Consider the following 20,531-nt stretch of genomic DNA (forward strand, 5'->3'; position numbering starts at 1 on the left):
TGGATTGCTAGGCTCGTTTCTTTTTCTCGTGCCGTAGATTATCCTGTCGGGATTCACCACACCCATAGCCAACATGCCGCAGGACGGTACAATACCTCACTTATATTAACCCGTTACGCTATTTTATGGTCGTTCTACGGGCAGTCTTCCTGCAAGGCGCTCCTTTTTTGTCCCTGCTGAATCAGTTCTGGCCCATGGCCTTGATCGGCATTGTGACCCTAAGTCTCGCAGGCTGGCTTTTCCGGCATAGGATGAATTGAGATGACTTACTCCGTAGCGCTGAACAAAGAATGTACCGAAACGGGCAGAGATTTCGGCTCTCCGAATGACCATTGGTACAAGTAGCCTTTTGACCGTCTCTCAACGATAATTGCCGGAATGGCTCCAGAAGAGAATCCTGTTATTGGCATGGTCCATTTCTTTGTGGTGTTTCTCAATGCCAGATATATCAGCTTGGTGGCTGATTGGTCAGTTGGGAAATGGACCCGATTCCTAATAATTTTCTGTCATATCTGGGTTCTCGATCGCATTGGTCGTGTAGATGATTTTGCCTATTTAATAGAGAAACAGCAAGTCAAGTATCACCCTAACTATATTTACTTCCAGTATTCTCCCGTTATTGCCTGCTATAGTTTCTGACATTTGCCACGATAGTAATTCCCCACGAATTTTATGTTGTTATTAATTAATGGTTCTGTTAATTTTACAATTCCACACATGTTACGTTCTGTCACCTATTGAGGGGGTTTTGATTTTCGGAGTTTCTACTCCTTCTGTCTTGGTCTGTACTAGGTGAATTGGAGAGAGCCTATGATGTCACGACGTTCAGTGCGGTTTTTTCCAACGGCAATTTATCTGATTTGTTTTACGGGTTTAGCTCAACCGTTATGGGGATATGAATTCTCCATGACGGGCATCATGACGTGGAAGTACGCGTCTTACTCTCAACTTGGTTCAAAGGGCTTTTTTGGTCCATTTGACACAGACGCTAGCGGCGCTGGACCCGATGGATACGGGGGGAGTATTGGAAGCGCCGCCTCGATGAACGGATGGTTAGGCCATGAAATGCAGTCAATGCCGACATTGAGCGGTTATGGGGAAATATCGTCCGGTTCTGATCTGGCTTTGGCTACGATCTACATGACCATTTACCCTGAATTGCGGCTTACTGAAGCTCTCAGGATACGTGGTTCATACCGCATCGGTTCATGGGAAACTCCTTACAATCCGACAAGCCTTGGCACGATGGTGAGGTCTGAGTACCCTGAAGGTATGGCGCCAGGTGTTCTACGATCGTTCTCTCCTGGTTACTGGGAAACCTTGTGGGCTTCTTTGCAGACTCCATGGGGTATTGTGGTCTTTGGCAAGAGGCCCGGTCCATTCGGAACAGGGTTGATCTTTGACGGTAATGATAACGCTGACGCCGTTGGCATATTGCTCATGACCAACTATGGGCCCTTTCGTGCAGGTATAAATGTCTCTCCGTGGTTGTTGGGAAGCCCTTATTATTATACGCTATCTGACAAGAACGCCGCACGTCAGCTCGATCTGGTTGCGGGCATGACTTATGACTCGGGTCCCATATCAGTCGGCGTTGGCGGAAGGATTTGGAAATTTCACACTGGTCCGGAATCCGCCACATATCAGGGAGAAAACGCCGTCCCACCCACTGGTCGTTATGCCGTAATCCCCACTGACACGGTTATCACGGATGGCACAGTGTATTTCAAATATTTTGATGGCAGTATTTTCTTCAATGCTGAGGCTGCCTGGATTTATGAAATTACGAAGCGTCAGCGATGGCTGGCTTCTGACCCAGGTATAAGCGAAAGCAAGAGTAGGTTCGCCCCAAATTACGTTGAACACTGGCGTGCTGCTGTAGAAACCGGAGCGCTTATAGGACCGTCCAAAATTAGCTTCATCTGGTCCTATATTCCCGGTTTTGACAGGAGGCACGGTGTGCGTATTGATAGGCAAATGTATCCCCCTTTGAATCTCGCAACTGCCCTGACTAACGTGTCTTTGTTCCGACCGTACAGTTTGCTCCTCTCCTACACTTACGGTTCGGGGAATAATTCCATTACTCCTGACAGTCGACACGGTTATATGACAGACGCAAACATATTCGGGATGAGACTTGATTATGCGATAGCGGCTAACTTGAACGTCTTTGGAACCGCTTTTACCGCAAACAGAATCTCTCACGGTTATGGCCAGGGCTACATCCGGCCGGCATATTTCGCTTCTCCTACCCCTGCGGTTACCCCAAGCCGCTTCACCGGAAGGGTCCAGTTCGTTGAAAGTGACAAATATGATAATTCAGCCCCATCAATTCCTGACAGTAGCCTCGGCTACGAGTTCGACTGGGGATTCGGCTGGAAACTCATGGACAAATACACACTCAACGGTACCTTTGGCGTGTGGAAACCAGGAGGCTGGTTCAGCTACGCTTGTGTTGACCGTTCCGTCTCAAACTGGAAGGCCCCTGATGTTTCTAACAATTTCGGGGTAGGGACAGGGAAATCCATTGACCCAGTTTTTGGGATGGAGATTAAGATCGAAGTTGAATACTAAGAAAATTCTTTTCATTCCGTGAAAACCACTTAGATGGCCTACAAAGGTAATCCTAAATGAAAAACGAAGACAAGACCCAACAAGAACTCACTGATGAAATTATTGGGCTTCGTAAACGTATCGAACAATTAGAGCAATCAGAGAAGTTAGCCCGAGATAGGGCTGAGTTTGTACAGGAACTGTTGGACTGTTATCCAGGATTCATATCAGCATGGGACACTAAAGGCATCCTCCTGTTTGCCAATCAAACATTCATAAATCATTGCGGTTATCCCCGGGAGCATATTGTTGGCAAACCTGCCACTGAACTTTATCCTCCTTCGGAAGTTTCACGAATGTCTAAATTATATGTTGAGTTATTCGATAAACCGGATGGAGCCTTTGTGTCAGGCACTGTTCATGGCCTTAATAGTAAAGGTGAATGGGTCTTAGTTGAATCAGAGTTAGTCAAGAAACTCAATCCTCCAATCTGCGGTTATGTAGGATTTGGTCGTGATGTCACCCGTAAGGTGACTGCTCACGAGGATTACAAGGAGTCCGTGGAGGCTTTGGGCACAATCTTTAATAGTGTTCAAGACGCTTTCTTGATTCATGACAAATCCGGAATAATTATCCAGTTCAACGAAAAAATGATCGAAATCTCTGGTCTGGACTCTGTCCGCACTGTCGTGGATCCATCAAAGGCTGATTCTTATTATAGCCCTGAAGATAACTCAGTTGATTTGCGCTCGGTGTGGGAAGAGGTACTCTCTGGAACTGTAAAGCAGCTTGAATACAAGATCAAACGCCCTTCAGATGGTAAAATATTCGACGCAGATATTTTCATGCGGTCTATCCGATTAAAGGGTGAAGATCATATTCTGGTTTCCATTAGAGACATCACCGAGAAAAAGCGGGCAACCGATGAACTCAACAGGGCGTTGGCGCTGGCTTCTATGCTTCGAACTCAAGCTGAGGCTGCAAGCGCAGCCAAGAGCGAGTTCCTCACAAATATGAGCCATGAACTACGCACTCCTTTGAACGCCATTCTCGGTTTCTCGGAACTTCTTGAGGAACAGTGGTGTGGGAAGTTGAATGAGAAGCAGTTGGAATACGCCAGGGAGATTTACGGAGCGGGACGCCATCTCTTGCAACTGATCAACGACATTCTGGATCTGGCAAAGGTTGAATCAGGCAAGATGGACCTGAGGCCATCCATCGTAGATTTAAGCCAGTTGTTGGAAAACAGTCTAATCATGATAAAGGAGAAAGCTATAAAAAGAGGCTTAGCCCTTGAACTTGACATATCTGATGAATTCTCCGAGGAAAATATTCTGGCCGACGATGTGAGGCTCAAACAGATCATTATGAACCTGCTATCCAACGCCGCCAAATTTACACCTTCAGGAGGCGTCATTCATCTAGAGGCCAGAAAGCAGGAGAATGAGGTCCTGATTAGTGTGTCCGATACCGGCATAGGAATCAAACCCCAGGATAAGGAGAGGATCTTTCAGGAGTTCGAGCAGGTTGATTCTTCGTTCTCTCGACAGGAAGAAGGAACTGGACTTGGGCTCTCTTTGACCCGTCGCCTGGTGGAACTGCACGGGGGCCGTATATGGGTTGAGAGTGAAGGAGAAAACAAGGGTAGCGTATTCAGTTTCACCATTCCTTTCGTGGCCGCAGACAAACCAGAAACAGAGGCTATTTCGTCTCAGACAGGTGACGGCCTACATCCCCGTTTGCGCTGGATGCTATCGTCTGAAGCTGATTGCCGACCAACAGTTATGGTGGTTGAGGACAACACCGCCAACATGAAACTCGCCACTAATTTGCTGGAAGCGGGAGGATATAACGTACTCCAGGCATTCTCGGCTGAAGAGGCAATAAAGAGGGCTGAACCTGAGAAACCCTCTCTTATTCTAATGGACATTTCTCTCCCGGGTATGGATGGACTGACGGCCACCAAAGTGTTGAAGGGTAATCCCGCCACAACCCACATCCCTATAGTGGCCCTAACGGCTCACGCCATGAAAGATGACGAATTACGGGCCACGGAAGTGGGCTGCGCCGCGTATATACTCAAACCCATTGATACGAGAATTTTCTACGGCACGCTGTCGACGCTTTTAAAATCAGAGCACTCCGGGGCCGCAGCATAGTTGAGACGTTTCGCAAAGGGGGATCATTGATGGTCCGACGCATACACTGGAGCCCTCCGGAAGAAACGAGGCATGCTGGAATTAGCGGAGGATGGAACACTTCTGCTGAATGAAATCGCAGAATTGGCGCCTCTGATGCAATCTAAATTACTCACTTTTTTGGATACTTTTTCCTTCAGCCGAGTCGGAGGGGAAAAAAGCGCTTGTCACATCACGAGGAAACCCTATTCGTATCGGCCATCTGGGCCTTGGCCAAACGGAATGGGTCGGCGTCTCGGAAAAACAGAGTCTTCCGTCGGGACGTTCTCTGCACGACGTTATCGGAGAAACAGAGCGGCTTTTGATTGGGGACGCCCTTGGCCATTCCGGCCGGAAGAAACAGGAAGCTGCGCGTATCCTTGGGATTTCCACGTTCGCGTCAGTTCGCCGCATGACCAAACTAGGCATAAGCGAGCGATAATGCTCATTGACTGCATATAAGCCTACACTACCGCTCAAAACTAAATGGGCAACAACGGGCGTTTCCCGTGAAATCGCCTAAAGATGAGCGATAATGCTCGTCCTTGCATCCTCCTCGCCTTCCTGCCCCTGTCATCTCATTTTCGATTAACCAGCCTATTCCCTTGATATTATTGCACCGATCACGTTGATCTGATTTTATCGCATAAATGGCGCCATTCGTGCAAAATTCGCCTTAACCAATAAAGTATGAGTTGGCAGGAGAGCCTAATCGAGGAAGGACGCTCACAAAATGGAACAGGAACAATTTTTTTATAACCTTTTCATGGCTCAGCAAGAACAACGACGTGCTGAGAAGAAGGCAGCCAAAGCAAAACAGATTCGCGATGGACATTACGATCACTCGAACGGATTGTGGCAAGGACTGTGGATAATAGGGGGGATGATTGTTTTCATCGGTCTGGTTTTGTCTTGGCGCTGAGAGCAATGGCGCCATTAGCGCCTAAGTCCGTTCAGCAAACAAAGTAGGAATTGGGAAACAAGCAAGGAGGATTAAAATGAACTCGATTTTCAGAATTCTTGCGATGTGTCTAATGTCGGGGCTCTCTTTGTTTTTCCGCTCTTAGCCCAATGCAAACATTGGTTGCAGCCGTCCATTGCTCGGGCGGTTTCGACGTCGATGACCTCTGGAAATGGTGACCAACTGGTGGAATCATCAATTATCGCCTGCCCAGGGCCAGACAATATCGCCCAGGTTATGCGACAAACGATTTCAACCCTTATCGATCCGTCTGAAATCGCGCTGATTATGAATAGCTGTTCAGAAGCTGCAGCAGTCTGTTCATAAGCTTTGTTTCAAGAGAAAGAGGAATGCCGTATGTCTAGAAAGATTGTGGCTACTATAATTACATCAATTTTAGGACTGTCATGGGCGTTCTCAGTTTGCGCCGAAACGCCCTCTCTGTCAGATCCGATCAATCTGACACCTGACGAACAATACCTGCAAGCAATTCAAGCTTATGAGAGCGCCTTCTAATGACGGCGGAATTATTTTGTGAACGCGTGGCTGAAGGCTGACACAACGCTGGAAGCAAAGAGCGCCTCCGTGGACATGAATGGTGATCCCGCAGGAAAGCCGGAGCGTCTTCGCCGCGCCCAAATTAGCCAAGTATATTCTCATTCTCTTGAAGGAGGGATAGCTGCGCTATTGGGGAGCCTCGCTTTTGCCGGGGCCCTGTGGAATACGATATCACACGACAGACTAATAGCATGGATTTCATGCTACGTAGCGATATTTACCGTTCGACTTCTCCTTGTATCAGCATTCCGAAAAGCGGCGCCTACCGGAAAGGAATTATTCCCCTGGGGAACCCGCCACATTTTGGTGACGACTTTGAGTGGTCTGGTTTGGACGGCCGCTGCGGTTTTTCTTTTCCCTGAAGACTCCGAATATCTTCAGATTTTCATGATCATTTTTGTGGGGGGCATAGTCGCCGGGGCCGTAGTAGTTTACTCTCCAACCAATGAATACTTGATCAACATTCTTCTGGTCCTCGTTCCGCTTTCATGCCGATTTATTTATCAGGGCGCAGACTTTGATGCGCCAATCGGATGGATTTTGCTTGTTTTCGGTGGTTTTATGGCTCTATTGGGCCACAATATCCACAAGCTTTATGGAGAATTACTAACACTGAGATTTGAAAAAGACGACCTGATTGAAGAACTCAAGGCTGACATCTTATGGCGAAAACGAGACAACGAAGCCACAAATCAGCTTAGGGTTCAGGCAGAGGCTGCGAACTCAGCCAAGAGTGAGTTCCTGACGAACATGAGTCATGAACTCCGCACACCGTTGACTGCAATTATCGGTTTCGCGGAACTACTGTCCCAACAATTTTTCGGGAAGCTTAATGAAAAGCAAATGGCGTATGTAAATGATATCTTTGACTCTGGTCACCTTCTGCTCCAACTCATCAATGACATACTTGATCTGGCTAGAGTCGAATCAGGAAAAATGGAACTGAAGATCTCCAGCGTTAGATTGAGTCAATTACTGGAAAATTGCCAAAGCATGGTCAGGGGAAGAGTCGCTAGGCGAGGTTTGGACCTTGATCTGGTAATCCAAGAAGATCTAACTAGAATAGAGATTCTCGCCGATGAGATTAAGCTGAAACAGATTCTCGTCAACCTGCTTTCCAACGCAACCAAGTTTACTCCCTCGGGGGGTTGCATCCGATTGAGCGTTGAGCGGTTCGGGGATGAGCTTATGTTCAGCGCTTCCGACACAGGTATAGGCTTAAAACCAGAGGCTAAAAGGCTCATCTTTGAACCGTTCGAAAAATTGGACTCTTCTCTTTCCTGCCCTGAATCAGGGACAGGACTAGGCCTTGCCTTGGTGAAGAAATTAGTTGGACTTCACGGAGGCCGAATCTGGGTAGAGAGTGAGGGTGAGGGCAAGGGCAGCACATTCAGTTTTGTGATTCCCTTCTTGAAATCTTCGAAAGACAGAATAGAGAAGACTGAGCGGTTTTCAGGAGCAGCAACTATACGGTCCCAGAGGCTGATCCCTGATCTTCTCGTTGAAGCTCCGGAAATCCCTAAGGTCCTTGTTGTAGAAGACAATAAGACTCACATGAAGTTGCTGGTAAACTTACTGGAAGCCGGGGGTTATGAAGTGATTCAAGCGGCTTCGGCTGAAGAGGGAATAAGGAGTTTGGAAATTAATAATCCTGCTATTATTCTCATGGACATGTCTCTTCCAGGCGTGGATGGATTGGCTGCCACCAGGATCATAAAAAGCAATCCGATTACCAAGCATATTCCAATTGTCGCTCTAACAGCAAATACAATGAAGTTTGACGCAACCATTGCTAGGGAATCAGGTTGTGACGCATATCTAGTCAAGCCAGTTGGCATCTGGATTTTCTACCGAACTCTTGCTGAGCTTGTTAAATCATCGGACGAAGATCCAGTCGCATAGTTACAAGTGTGAAAAGGGATAACCATGAACCAACCTGGACATATTCTTGTAGTTGATGACGACCTAAAGAGTCAAAATGTGATTAAAGCCTTTGTGGAATTCCTTGGATACACGTCGGAAGGCGCTAGCGACGGGTTGCAGGCTCTGGATAAGTTGAAATCAGGCTTCGATCTAGTGTTATTGGATATCATGATGCCGGGAATGAATGGGTTTGAGGTAGTCCGGCGTATCAGGGAGAACCCTGATTCTAGTGATATTCCCATCATCATGCTTACAGTCCTTGATGACAAAGAGACACGCCTTCGGGCCGTCGAAGCGGGGGCCAACGATTTTATTAACAAGCCCATTGAGCGACTGGAGCTCCAAGTCCGAATAGCTTCATTAATCAAGATCAAGGATACTCAAGATGCGATCAAGCGCCACAAGGCAGATCTCGAGGAAACTGTTAAACAGCGAACGTCCGAACTTATTTTAGCAAAGGACATTCTCGAACTGGAGATTAAGGAACGTAAACTAGTTGAACAAGAACTACTCCTTAGTCAGCAGAGACTAGAATTGGCAATGCAAGCCTCAGACCTAGGCACTTGGGATTGGAGCATCGATTCCGATGAACTTTGTTTCGATCGGCGTTGGAGTTCACGTCTAGGTTATTCATCGGATGAAATCGATACAAATACCGGCACATGGTTAAATCGCATGCACCCGGACGACAAGATGTGTTATCTGAAGAATTTGAAAAGTCACCTAAAGAATTGCTCCCCTTATTTTGAAGCAGAATATCGGCTCCGAACAAAATCAGGAGAATGGAGATGGATTCTTGACCGAGGGAGGGTTGTGAACCGTGATCCAAGCGGTAATCCACTAAAAATGGCCGGGATCTATCTCGACATTGCCGATCGCAAACGACTTGACGAAAAATTGCACGAAACCACAGAACGTCTTAAAGCTGTTTTCAGCAGCGCCAGAGATTGTATTTTTGTCAAAAATTCGGAACAAGAATATACCGAGGTGAATCCGTATTTTGCGAACATCCTTGGACGCTCGGAATCCGAGATACTGGGACACAAGGACACGGAACTGTTCGAAAAGGACGCGGCTGAAGTCTTGGGAGATATCGACTCTCGTGTACTAAAGGGTGAATCCATAGAGCAAGAGCAAACGCGAAAAGTAAATGGATATCCCAGGACCTTTCTTGACACAAAGGTCCCGATGCGCAATAGCCAGGGGGAAATAATTGGCGTTATCGGTATTAGCCGTGAAATTACCGAACGTAAGCGCAATTCTCAGCCTGTTCCAATCAAGATGCCTAATTCCAAAGCTATGCGTTCAGTGTTGCATTTCGCCCTATTGGCCGCCGAAACTGACTCAATAGTGTTGCTTTCCGGCGAGAGCGGATCTGGGAAAGATTACCTTGCCCGTCAAATCCATGACCATTCGAAACGCTCAAGTGGGCCATATTTCGAAATCAACTGTGCCAGCGTATCACATGAATTAGCCGAATCAGAGCTTTTTGGACACGAGTCGGGGGCCTTTACCGGAGCCAAAGGCCTTAAACGAGGATTATTAGAGTTGGCAGAGGGCGGAACGATCCTCCTAAATGAAATTGGAGAACTTTCGCTTCCGCTGCAATCAAAGCTGCTTACATTTCTCGACACTAGACAATTCACCCGGGTGGGGGGTGTGAAACATCTTACTGTAGGCGCCAGACTCATCGCTGCGAGCAACCGAAACCTCGAGAAAGAGGTAAAATTAAATCGTTTTAGACAGGACCTATTTTTTCGATTGAACGTTTTTTCTGTTGATGTCCCTCCGCTGCGAGACAGAACTGAAGATATCCCAGATATGGTTTCCAATTTATTGGCCGAGTTGGCGCATAAGATGGGACTAAATTTTCAACCTCAAATAGAGCCTGAGGTTATAAAAGCTTTTAAGTCTTATGCCTGGCCTGGAAATATCAGAGAACTTCGCAACGTATTGGAACGAGCGTTGATTCTGTGCGACAGGCGGTCCATACGGCTTGACCACGTTAAATTGAATTCCCAATCCTTGTCCCATAACCCTGTATCAGAATGGTCAATCACCGTTGGTTTTCCTAAAAACGAGAACATAAACGATGTGGCCATGAATCTGAAACGGTTACTCGTCGTAGAGGCGATTAACAGAGCTAAGGGTAGTCGTAAAGGCGCCGCGGAGTTACTAGGTGTTGGGATTGATTCTATCAAACATTACATAAAGATTTTTGATCTGAACAGGTGCACCGATTAACGGGGTTTTGCTGGCTGGTATAAATTGCCCATGCCAGGGCAAAATTTCCACTTACTCTTCCGCCTAACTCCTTGATATCATTTCAGCCGCCTACGCCGGGTGTTTTTCGCCCGCATTCAACTTTGTTTAGATAGAAGCGCCACAAAACCACAATATCTATAAGCGATTGAAATATAATGCGTTTTGCCTTTTGTTAAATTTGGCACGTAACATGCTTTCTAGCAGCAGAGAGTGACAAGTTTGAACACGGCTAAAGAATAGGAGGACCGAAGAATGGACCAATTAACAGGGACGGAAACCATCACTATCCTGGAAAGAGCTACCAAGAATCTGGGAACCGCTGTATGGATGAGTTTCTTTGTAGTGATAGGCTTTGGAGGTCTTATGTTGCTAAGCGCTATAGCTTATGCCTTGGTAACCGTGAACTATACTCTTGCCGCTGTTTGCACTTTCCTTCTGTTTGCTCCGGTCCTAATGACCGTCATCTGGGCCATACTGGCTTTTTTTAACGTCATGAGCGGCAAATGGGCTTGTAGTTCTAACCTTTCAGAGCAGGATTGGTCTGACCCCGTCAGAGCGCTCAACAGATCATAACGCCATAATCTCAAGGAAATCCGTTTGGAAAGAGGATGAACAGGCCGCGTTAAATGGCAGAATGCCTGAAATCGTTAGTGGGAGCCTTGTCGGAAGAGCCCCATGCGGGGTCACAATCAGATGAAGCAACGCGATTGCCTCAATCCTAAAGATACAAGAAACCGGAAACCTGAGTCTAATTTCAAGGTTTGCCTTGGTTTGTCCATGACCAGGCTTGGCATAAGCGAGCGATAACACTCGTACAGTATGATCTGATGTTCTCTAATTAAAAATCATTTCATATATTGAAGGAGAGAGAAAACCTTCCAAAACTACACATATTCATAATTAGTTCATAAATATTAATTAGTTGTAGATTATAATACTTTCACAAAAAATACACCGAAATTCATCTCTTTCTAGGGATTTGCATATACTGGTCGTCTATGATTATAAGCCGGGAATCTGCTTGTGGACGACCTATGTGATAGGTTCATGTCCATTGTTCATCTGCCAACAGTCCAGCGCTATGTCTCGGCGGATCACCTCTGACGAGCCTCTTACAAGATATAAATTCAAAAATACAAGTAGTTAGTTGTCGTCATTATAATATCAGTAACTTGGTGTTTTTGTAAAAAGCTTAGTTGACTTTTTTGTTAGATGAGCGTTATATTAGTGTACAATTAATACACAACCAGCCGGACAACTGTTTCCATGCAAAGGGGACAAATGTCGAAAAAGTCCGACAAAATTGTAGAGGCAAACCTCTCACATCATCCTGGCGGTCCAGAGTTTTCTTTAAATAATAGTGATCTTAGATCCTTATCCCAAAGTGAAGCCGAATTCAATCGTTATGATGTGACATACCAGCTTCTTCTGGATTCTTTTCGCGAACCGATGTGCGTAGTAAATCATGAGGGGCGTGTCATTGATTGCAATGCCGCAGCCTGCGGTTCTTTCGATCTGAAAAGAAATGATCTATTAACCTCTGTGGTTCCGGCCCTGGCTCCAACCGCCATTCTTGACAAACCCCAAAATATGTTTCCGAATATCATCAAAGATCCAAAAATGTTTCAAAAACATGTTCAGATCAATGGCCTCAAGTATCAAAGCACGTATATTCCGGTATCCACTACTGGCGATAAAATTGATGGTGTTTCAATAGTTTGTCGGAATGTAACCGCCAATAGCGCTGAAGATAGATTCTTGGTTAACAACTATGATCAACTTGATCCTAGCCTCAAACAAAAATCTAATGACCTAGCAGAGGCCAATCGCCTGCTAAAGCTGGAGGTAGATGAACGATTGCGAGCAGAAAGTGAACTAAGACAAATCAACAAACTGTATAAGACTGTTGTTGAAACCTCAAAAGACATTATATCGACGATGACGCTTGATTTGAAGTACACGTATGTGAGTTCATCAGTGATAAACGCCCTCGGTTACACGCCTGAAGAAATGTTGAAACTCAATGCGCTTGAGACCATGACCCCAGAATCAAGACACAATATAGTAACATCGCTTAAGGACTGGTTGGAGAAAGGATCGTCGGGGGCGGATCCTGCGCAGAACTCACGGACGGAAGAAGCTCAGCAATACATGAAAAACGGACAGGTCAGGTGGGCGGAAATAACTGGAACCTTCTTAAGGGACGAAAATGGGAAACCTTACGGAATCGTAACAACGTCGAGGGACATCACGGACAGGAAGCGGCTAGAGAGCGAATTGCAGGATTCGTTGAGGCTCTTGGAACAGAGAGTAAGGGAAAGGACATCTGACCTAGAATCAATAAATGAGAAGCTCATGCTCGAGATTAGCCAGCGGAGAGTGACGGAACAAAGACTTATTGATAGTGAAAAGAGATTTGGGGCCATGTTTGAAGGAGCGCTTGATTGCGTGTTTCTCAAGGACACAAATCTTAAAATTACGCATGTTAACCCTGCAATGTTGGAACTGACCAGGAAACCGTTGTCTGCATTCATTGGCAAGACGTTTGAAAAGGTTTTTGGAATGACTAGGTCTGCTAGTATAAAAGACGCAGACCTGAAAACCCTGAATGGGGAAACGGTTGATACGGAGTTTTCACTTAAGATATCCGGCAGATTAATCACATTTAGCAGTGTTCGTTTTCCGATCAGAAACAGTGAAGGCACCGTGGTGGGAATATGCGGAATTCTTCGGGATATAACAGATAGAAAAGCTCATACCAGCAAGACGATTACTTTCCCATCCAAATCATTTTCACCAATTTTTCAGGACACTCTGCGTGAGTTGGCGTTAGTGGCAGGCACAGACAGCACGGTCCTGTTAATGGGCGAAAGTGGTGTTGGCAAAGACTATCTTGCGAAATTCCTGCATGAGAAATCAAGAAGAGCGGGAAGCCCCTTCTTTGCTGTTAATTGCGCCGCATTACCTCCCAACCTTGCTGAATCTGAGTTGTTCGGCCATGAACATGGTTCTTTTACGGGATCCGGATCGCTGAAACGTGGGCTGCTGGAATTAGCTGAATCAGGAACCCTTCTGCTGAACGAAATTGGAGACCTTCCAGCTAACTTTCAGGCAAAGCTGCTAACCTTTCTGGACACTCAATCATTTACTCGTGTTGGCGGTGAGAAACTCATAAAAATTAATGCCCGTATCCTAGCCGCAACCAACAAAAATCTTGTCGATGAGGTCGAATCCGGTAATTTCAGAACTGATCTTTTCTTTCGATTGAATGTTTTTACACTGGTGGTACCACCCCTCAGGGACAGGCTTGAGGATTTACCACTAATATGTAACGATTTGATTGTGGGCCTATCGCAGAGATTTGGAATGCCTCGGATACCTGTCATTAAGCCTAAAGCCTTGAAAATGCTGGAACAATACCATTGGCCCGGAAACATCAGGGAACTCCGAAATGTTCTTGAGAGAGCATTGATCATAGCTGAACGAGGTGACATCACAGAAGACCATATAATTGGGATAAGACAGGCGCCTAAATCGAAACCTCCCAGCCCATTTCAGGGTCCAAAGGGAACAACTGACCAGGCATCGATAAGTCATGCGATCATTGACTTGAAAAAATCGTTAATTGAAAAGGCTTTGCTCAAATGTAACGGGAATGTAACTAAAGCTGCAGAATCGTTGGGAATGACCAGGAACTCTCTAAAATATCACATGAAAAAAAACAAGATAAAAAGAAAGAATTAAAATATGCGGCGCCATAGCCTTGAAACCCCCTGACTAATAACTTGGACTGACATTCAGTAAAGGCTCTTCGCTTTCCGGGACTGTTCACCCTCGAAAAGTCGTTACTTGATGAGGGTGAACAGTCCATTGAAATCAACTGGACTTCGGATAGAGGATTTCAAACAATTCTGTATCAATTCATTGCCATCAACTTGGATTGTACCATCTGGGATTCTGTTTCCATTCCCATTTCTTGGTAGACTTCAGACAAAGACCTTATGGTCTCGGCGAAAAGTGGTCTTCCGACAAAAGCCACTGTCTGGAGTTGGGTAACAGCTTTTTTGTAATTGTTTGCGGCTAGTTTGAGATTACCCTTACTCCTGTAAATGTCCCCAAGGCCTTTGAATACCAATCCCAGGGAGCTTGGCGAGGCTTTTCCATTGTACTCAAAAATCCCGAGAGCTTCCTTGTAACATTTGAGCGAACGCTCAGGCTTGCCCAATTTTGAATAGGCGTTTCCGAGACTCAACAAAGTCTGCCCCAGTTGTTCCTGTGGAACCACGCTTTGAGACCGATAGATCTTCACCGAGTTCCTTAAACAACCAGCGGCTTTGGAGTAGTCCCCAGAGTTTTCGCTCATCGCTCCCAGCCCCTCGAAAGCGGCCGCCATTTTGAGCTTCAAGGCCGCTCTGTATTTTGAAAAACAACAAAACCTGTCGATTGCCGATAGATAAAGTTTTTCAGCCTCGGGATAATTACCCTCCGAGGCAAGAACCTGCGCAAGTCCAATCATCGGTTCGGCTATTGTAATACATCCCTGGCGATTTCCGGCCTGACACGTTGCTAATGCATCCCGGTAGTAAGCCTCCCCGGTTTTCAAGTTACCAGCAAGCGTTGAGAGTTGCGCCAGGCGGCATTGCGAGTTGATCGTTTTAGGGTCGTCACTGCCCTTGATTCGCTTCACAAGATCGTACGCATCCGATTGCAGCTTTACAGCCCTTTTGTAATTTCCACTCGCCTTAGTCAATTCCGCCTGAAGCTCCAATGATTTAAACGTATTTATGGTTTGCTCGCCATGTCTGTCTCTAGATTCTATTACGCTTCGTTTGGCGAAGCGTAACGCTTCTGGAATACGACCATCGGCCATAAGCGTCTCAGCATTTGAGTAATACTCATTCCATGATTTATAAGACGCAGAAGCGTCTGTAATGGCGAAGGTCACGGTCGCTAGAGCGACTATTAATAATGAATTTAGTTTCAATTGTTGGCCTCCCTAAAAAACGGTAACACTCGTGTTAGCAATTTATGAACCGATGGTCGACGCCACATCCGGCGCTCACAGAATTCACCTGCATTAAATGCGCTTCGACGAATTGTTCTTTTTCACCTCGATTCTTTTGAGTCACTTTTGACAATCCATGATTTTGAATCCGGCCATCCCGCTAAATTGAGATGGCCAGACCATGCAAGGAGTTGAGATTCCTCGGTCGAGGGATCTTCAATTCACCGTTTGGTTAGCAATTTCCTGGCCAGCATGATTTGTTAAGTGTAACTAAATTAATTGTGGTCTGATTTTACAGGGTTACAAATAATGAAGATTGAAAGCGTGAGCCAAAATCTTAATGATCTGGTCATTTAAATTAGTTAATTTTGACCCATTTATGGAAAAGCCCCAAGATGTAAATAGTTTACAAACATGCGAATGGTTAATTTAAACCCATTTTTACAGTCTGTTGTTAGTGACGCCAACATCTTGTGATAAAAATATTGTCCAAAATTTCAGTCTGTTTTTACTTTGTACTGATGGGCCGCCGAGGGCTCGAACCCCATGCCTACTGATTAAGAGTTATGTCAACATAATGGAATCAATAAATAAATATGACATGGAGGTTATTAGGATGGCGCCTCAAAAACATCAATCACACCGAAATGGTCAGGAGTGGAATGTCCTAGGCTATATATTTAAAGTTACATGTAAAGATATAAATGTAACTGCTTGAAGTTTTATAGTCTGTATGACCAGATATTGCCAGAACAGCGTTAATTGCCCCGGTGACTTGACATAACTTGGCGCCAGACGTGTGTTTTATGCCACGACGACGAAATATATAGAAATTGTGAGGAAATCACGGCCTTGGATAACGTTTGCTGTGACAACCGCCTGGATTTGACTTCTGCCTCTACAACTATCATATACGCTACCCATTAACTCCATAATTCGTGCTCGACCTGGCGCTCCAGTCAGGAAAGTAACCTAAAAAAAGATAGTTTTAGGCACAGAATTTGATATCACGTCCATTTATGCCTGTGGGGGCTGACCATCACCCTTGAACCCATCCCGATTTCGTTGTCGAGCGAAAAAAGCCTCTAAAGCCTCCATGTGCTCTGGGCTGTGGTGACAGAGAGCCTGAAATGAGCACGAAAGTTCCAGAGTTTCTTCCAGGCTCCTTCCCTGGGATAGGTAAAATAGCCGTTTGGCCAGGCGAAGAGTTCTCGCCGGATGCTGGGCGATCTCACCTGCTACCTCCAGTGCGCGATCTATAAGCCTTTCCGCTGGTATCACTTCACTCACCAGGCCGATTCTCAGGGCCTCGGCAGCGTCGATGACGCGACACGTCAGAGCCAGCTCCAATGCTTTTGAAAATCCGACCACACGAGGGAGCAAAAACGCTCCACCATCCCCTGGGATCAACCCGACCGATACAAAAGTTTCTCCAAATCGAGCTTTTTCGCTCGCAATACGTATATCGCACATGCACGTAGGGTCGCAGCCCGCTCCCATAGCTGGGCCATTCACCGCGGCAATAGCCGGGACATCCAGCCGCTGGAACGCGAGGGTAACTCTTTGGATGCCCTTGCGGTAGTTCTGACGGACATCATTCGGATCTCCAGAGAACATACCTTCTTTCTTATACATATCCTTGACGTTCCCCCCAGCCGAAAACGATGTTCCAGCGCCTGTGACCACAAGAACGCTCAGCAAATCCGAATCCTGAACCTTTTGACAAACATCTACTATTTCGTCGATCATCTCTTGATGAGTAAAAGCATTCCTGATGTCCGGCCGATTCAACGTGAGCACTGCAATAGGTCCTTGCTGCTCGAAGATTATTTCCCGGTATTTAATGCTTTCGGAGTGATCAGGACTTCCTATGCTGTTTCGCGACCGGCTTTCTTCATTGTTACCGATAGGTTTATTATATTTGGTCATCTTGCCTCTCCATATCTATATTCCTTTGGATACGCATTGCTGTCCAATTCTTCTCTCGAGGACTACTCTAGCCGTGATTTGACTCAAAAAGCGGCTGTTAAAGGATCAAGGAAGGGTGAGAAAAGCGCTCGCCTGCTGAAGCTATTCTAGCGCTGACCTCGAGCTGCCCATTGGATTATTTACCACTTGCCACGTTAGAGATCTAGAATGTTTTCATTTGCTAAGAAGCAAAGACCTATCTGGTAGATTTTGGCCGATCCATTTACCCGTTATGGGTTCTGCCGTGTGGAAGGCTGGTAATTCAGTTTTCAGTCAGGCCTGATGCGCAAATGTTTTCAAATGGGTATTCTGCGTAATATTTGTCCGGAAAGAATCTTTTTGTCTGGCAAAGCTGTGTTCGCCAGGTCAATTATACGTTCTTCTTATGAGTAATTTTTCGTGCTATAGCAAAGCAGTGCGGCGCCATCCTCAACAGCTAAGATTGAGGGAATATTCTTGGGAAAAGGATGACTACAATGAAGAAGTCTATTTGTGTCGTATCCGTGCTGATAGCTACTCTATTCTGTGCCTCAGCCTGCATGGCCGGCCCGGACATCCCGAACCTCGTGGGAACATGGATGGTTAAGAGTGAGGGCGGGGTGGCGCTGAAAGGAAAGGAACCAGGCCCGAAGACACATCATAAAGGAGATTTCAGCGCTCTTAACGGCGAAGCGGTCATAACCAAGCAACAGGGAAGGATATTGCATGGTACCTTCAAGGCGCCCCTGGGGGATACAGAGAAATTCCTCGCTGGGATTGGCCTGGATAACAAGACCATATATTTTGTGGATGAAGACGGTTTTATGGAAGGCAAGATAATCGACAAGGACACTATTCAGGTTGTTTATCGTCATGTTACCGCCTTCGATATCGTGGTAGCTGTTGGGGTATGGACGAGAAAGAAATAGTCTTGAGCAATGGCGGAATGGTTTACGAGTATGATTGCTCGCAGCGCCGGTTGGAAAACAGTTTATTCACAGTCGCGCCTAAACGGCTGTTTAAACTTGACTATTATGTGGAGTGAAAACTGTAATTGATTCATTCTTTGGCTCCATGAGCCTTTAAAATTTTGACGATGGCCGGCCTATTCCACCTATTAGCCCATATCAATGGTGTAGCGCCGTCCTGCGCCTTTGCGTTGACATCAGCGCCCCTGGCTAGAAGGAGCTTTACCGAGTCACTGTGTCCGGCCCTAATTGCCGCCATCAGTACTGTATGTCCATCATTTTGTAGCGCATTAATATTCGCCCCTTTATCAAGAAGCAATTTTACCACCTTTGGATCGCCTTCTTCTGCAGCCACCGTCAACGGCGTCTCGCCATGAGTGTCCCTCAAATTAACATCCATGCCTTGGGAAAGAAGAAACTTTACGAGTTCCAGGTTTCCACTATTAACAGCCATAAACAGGGCCGTTCTGCCATCCGGGCCTTTGGGAGAAACATCCGCTCCTTTTCCTACCAGAAGTTTTACGGTTTTTAGCTCACCTTTATTGGCTGCTACCATCATTGCCGTAAATCCTTCCTGTTGCGTGGCGTTGACATCCGCCCCGTTAGCAAGAAGTAACTTAACCACCTCGTAATGTTTGTAATCATCCCCAGCAGCGGCTATCATCAGCGCCGTCCAACCATCCAGTTTACGGGCAGCGTTGACATCCGCATGTTTATCTAAAAGTGTCTTCGCCACGTTAATGTGACCTTTGTGAGCGGCTACCATAAGCGCCGTACTGTCTGTGGCGTCTTCTATTGCGTTTACGTCTGCGCCTTCAGTCAAAAGACTTTTAACTACGTCCGAGCGGCCTTGGGTAACAGCTTCTATTAAGTCCTGATTCTTATCTCCCGCCTCAACGATACTCACGCCAGCGGTATACATAGAGAGTAATCCGATCATCACAGTTGAAATGAAAAGTGTGGTGACATTAGTCTTGAGCATTCGCATCACAGTATTCCTTCCATATAACCAGGATTCTTAATGAGAGCGCGGGAAAATCATTCCAAAGGTCGTTAGAATATTCACATTGCTACGAACGGTATTCCCTTTATTTTTTATAACATATTACTGACTAAATGATTCCTCCTTCCATGGCAAAAACTTCATTAAATATAGGTATTAGTCCCCTGAATAAGTCACAATCTATTTTTTGACGGTCGAACCCATATTTTTATTTGACTTTACCTGACACCTTTAGGTAAATTAAAAATTGGGTTATGTGTACCTCTTCCTCAATCCTATTCAATCTAGTTTTGTAGAACAGGTATGTCGTTGACATCTAAGTCTTTATTTGAATTCTAAACCATTTATTTTCTATTGAGTTTGATTAATTCAAAGGGAGTGGTCTGATGGATAGGAGGGTGTTCATTTTTATAACGATACCATTACTTGTATTAACCTTTCTAGTTGCGCCGAATGTGGTTCCGGTCACTCACATCAAGTCATTGTCAGATGACGTCGCAAGCGTTAAACCTCAAAAGGAACACAGGGATCTTGAAAAAGATTTGAGTGACGATAGACCCATTCCTGAGTGGCTTTCATCGGTCCTCAACTGGCTTCCGCCTGAGAATCATGATGATAGAATAGCCACGATCGAAAAGGAAGACCAGAAAGAAGAAATCGAGGAAAGTTTCACAAGCCCCCAAAAACTCGAATTTTCTGTTTCCGTTGAAAACGTAATGTCCTTGAAAGACATACCTCCACTGTATACATCGCCCAAAATTGATGGTGAGGGGATTTGGGTGAGCACGGACACTCCTGTCGACGGAGATGGAAAGCCTCTGATATACAAAACAGTTTACCGTCCCAGCGTGGAATTTCCAAACACTTTGGTTTATATGGCTGTTTTCGACATGAGCCGCCTTAAAACCCGCCTTTTTATTGGTCGCACTGAACCAGGTATTTACAAGGTTTCGAATGAGTCGCTGGTGGACCCTCTCTCGAAAATAGTGGCCATTACCAACGCCATGTGGATGCAACAACATGCGAAAGGGGGAGGAGCGATAGTCAGAGGGTAACCGTTCAGCAGGAGGCGGTCAATAGAGAAGGTGTTGACAGCCCAAGTCGATGAGCAGTGATGGAATCGACCAAGAAATCAAAGGGGTTTTTATTTTGAAGAAAGCACGTTCGGGTG

At 45.8% G+C, this 20,531-nt stretch carries 14 protein-coding genes and 2 pseudogenes; 12 read left to right on the forward strand and 4 right to left on the reverse strand.

The features are described from left to right. Positions 1 to 180 (forward strand): hypothetical protein (locus tag WC647_19140; GenBank protein MFA6224422.1); only part of this gene is annotated, 180 nt, incomplete at its 5' end. A 230-nt stretch (positions 181 to 410) separates the two neighbouring features. On the opposite strand, the pseudogene WC647_19145 reads toward WC647_19140, so the two are convergent. Then, positions 411 to 555: pseudogene (locus WC647_19145) on the reverse strand (transposase). A gap of 255 nt (positions 556 to 810) precedes the next feature. On the opposite strand from WC647_19145, the gene WC647_19150 reads away from it, so the two are divergent. The 9 genes and pseudogenes from WC647_19150 (at position 811) to WC647_19190 (ending at position 14,181) form a co-directional block, all read left to right on the forward strand. Continuing rightward, entirely contained in the window at positions 811 to 2,574 is a 1,764-nt protein-coding gene (locus WC647_19150; protein ID MFA6224423.1) for a hypothetical protein, read from the forward strand. Between the two features lie 56 nt (positions 2,575 to 2,630). After that, entirely contained in the window at positions 2,631 to 4,712 is a 2,082-nt protein-coding gene (locus tag WC647_19155) for an ATP-binding protein (GenBank protein MFA6224424.1), read from the forward strand. 51 nt (positions 4,713 to 4,763) lie between these two features. Continuing rightward, positions 4,764 to 5,192 (forward strand): annotated as a pseudogene (locus WC647_19160) (sigma 54-interacting transcriptional regulator). A 271-nt stretch (positions 5,193 to 5,463) separates the two neighbouring features. Beyond that, a complete protein-coding gene (locus WC647_19165; protein MFA6224425.1) occupies positions 5,464 to 5,652 on the forward strand; it encodes a hypothetical protein in 189 nt (62 codons plus the stop codon). Positions 5,653 to 6,048: 396 nt separating this feature from the next. Then, positions 6,049 to 6,207, forward strand: a complete 159-nt coding sequence (locus WC647_19170; GenBank protein MFA6224426.1) for a hypothetical protein — start codon at positions 6,049 to 6,051, stop codon at positions 6,205 to 6,207. 18 nt (positions 6,208 to 6,225) lie between these two features. Next, on the forward strand, positions 6,226 to 8,151 hold the full coding sequence (locus WC647_19175) for an ATP-binding protein (GenBank protein ID MFA6224427.1): 1,926 nt from the start codon (positions 6,226 to 6,228) through the stop codon (positions 8,149 to 8,151). A 24-nt stretch (positions 8,152 to 8,175) separates the two neighbouring features. Further along, entirely contained in the window at positions 8,176 to 10,416 is a 2,241-nt protein-coding gene (locus WC647_19180; GenBank protein MFA6224428.1) for a sigma 54-interacting transcriptional regulator, read from the forward strand. A 273-nt stretch (positions 10,417 to 10,689) separates the two neighbouring features. Continuing rightward, positions 10,690 to 11,010 carry a hypothetical protein gene (locus WC647_19185; protein MFA6224429.1) on the forward strand — a complete coding sequence of 107 codons (321 nt, stop codon included), beginning with the start codon at positions 10,690 to 10,692 and terminating at the stop codon, positions 11,008 to 11,010. 708 nt (positions 11,011 to 11,718) lie between these two features. Next, positions 11,719 to 14,181 carry a sigma 54-interacting transcriptional regulator gene (locus WC647_19190; protein ID MFA6224430.1) on the forward strand — a complete coding sequence of 821 codons (2,463 nt, stop codon included), beginning with the start codon at positions 11,719 to 11,721 and terminating at the stop codon, positions 14,179 to 14,181. A 172-nt stretch (positions 14,182 to 14,353) separates the two neighbouring features. Here the strand turns inward: WC647_19190 and WC647_19195 are convergent, their stop codons facing one another. After that, a complete protein-coding gene (locus WC647_19195) occupies positions 14,354 to 15,421 on the reverse strand; it encodes a tetratricopeptide repeat protein (protein ID MFA6224431.1) in 1,068 nt (355 codons plus the stop codon). Between the two features lie 1,038 nt (positions 15,422 to 16,459). After that, entirely contained in the window at positions 16,460 to 17,371 is a 912-nt protein-coding gene (locus tag WC647_19200) for a crotonase/enoyl-CoA hydratase family protein (protein MFA6224432.1), read from the reverse strand. A gap of 515 nt (positions 17,372 to 17,886) precedes the next feature. Between WC647_19200 and WC647_19205 the strand changes: the two genes are divergently transcribed. Continuing rightward, positions 17,887 to 18,318 carry a hypothetical protein gene (locus tag WC647_19205; protein ID MFA6224433.1) on the forward strand — a complete coding sequence of 144 codons (432 nt, stop codon included), beginning with the start codon at positions 17,887 to 17,889 and terminating at the stop codon, positions 18,316 to 18,318. 130 nt (positions 18,319 to 18,448) lie between these two features. Here WC647_19205 and WC647_19210 read toward each other — a convergent pair whose 3' ends face one another. Further along, on the reverse strand, positions 18,449 to 19,345 hold the full coding sequence (locus WC647_19210; protein MFA6224434.1) for an ankyrin repeat domain-containing protein: 897 nt from the start codon (positions 19,343 to 19,345) through the stop codon (positions 18,449 to 18,451). Between the two features lie 401 nt (positions 19,346 to 19,746). On the opposite strand from WC647_19210, the gene WC647_19215 reads away from it, so the two are divergent. Next, a complete protein-coding gene (locus tag WC647_19215) occupies positions 19,747 to 20,415 on the forward strand; it encodes a hypothetical protein (protein ID MFA6224435.1) in 669 nt (222 codons plus the stop codon). Positions 20,416 to 20,531: the final 116 nt, after the last annotated feature.

Source organism: Desulfomonilaceae bacterium, from assembly GCA_041662605.1.
GTDB lineage: Bacteria > Desulfobacterota > Desulfomonilia > Desulfomonilales > Desulfomonilaceae > CAJBEZ01.

Excerpts from the sequence above, each read along its gene's own strand:
- WC647_19155 (MFA6224424.1), top strand. The coding sequence starts at position 2,631 with ATGAAAAACGAAGACAAGACCCAACAAGAACTCACTGATGAAATTATT.
- WC647_19205 (MFA6224433.1), top strand. The coding sequence starts at position 17,887 with ATGAAGAAGTCTATTTGTGTCGTATCCGTGCTGATAGCTACTCTATTC.
- WC647_19210 (MFA6224434.1), bottom strand. The coding sequence starts at position 19,345 with ATGCGAATGCTCAAGACTAATGTCACCACACTTTTCATTTCAACTGTG.
- WC647_19200 (MFA6224432.1), bottom strand. The coding sequence starts at position 17,371 with ATGACCAAATATAATAAACCTATCGGTAACAATGAAGAAAGCCGGTCG.
- WC647_19180 (MFA6224428.1), top strand. The coding sequence starts at position 8,176 with ATGAACCAACCTGGACATATTCTTGTAGTTGATGACGACCTAAAGAGT.
- WC647_19185 (MFA6224429.1), top strand. The coding sequence starts at position 10,690 with ATGGACCAATTAACAGGGACGGAAACCATCACTATCCTGGAAAGAGCT.
- WC647_19165 (MFA6224425.1), top strand. The coding sequence starts at position 5,464 with ATGGAACAGGAACAATTTTTTTATAACCTTTTCATGGCTCAGCAAGAA.
- WC647_19150 (MFA6224423.1), top strand. The coding sequence starts at position 811 with ATGATGTCACGACGTTCAGTGCGGTTTTTTCCAACGGCAATTTATCTG.
- WC647_19215 (MFA6224435.1), top strand. The coding sequence starts at position 19,747 with ATGGATAGGAGGGTGTTCATTTTTATAACGATACCATTACTTGTATTA.
- WC647_19190 (MFA6224430.1), top strand. The coding sequence starts at position 11,719 with ATGTCGAAAAAGTCCGACAAAATTGTAGAGGCAAACCTCTCACATCAT.
- WC647_19170 (MFA6224426.1), top strand. The coding sequence starts at position 6,049 with ATGTCTAGAAAGATTGTGGCTACTATAATTACATCAATTTTAGGACTG.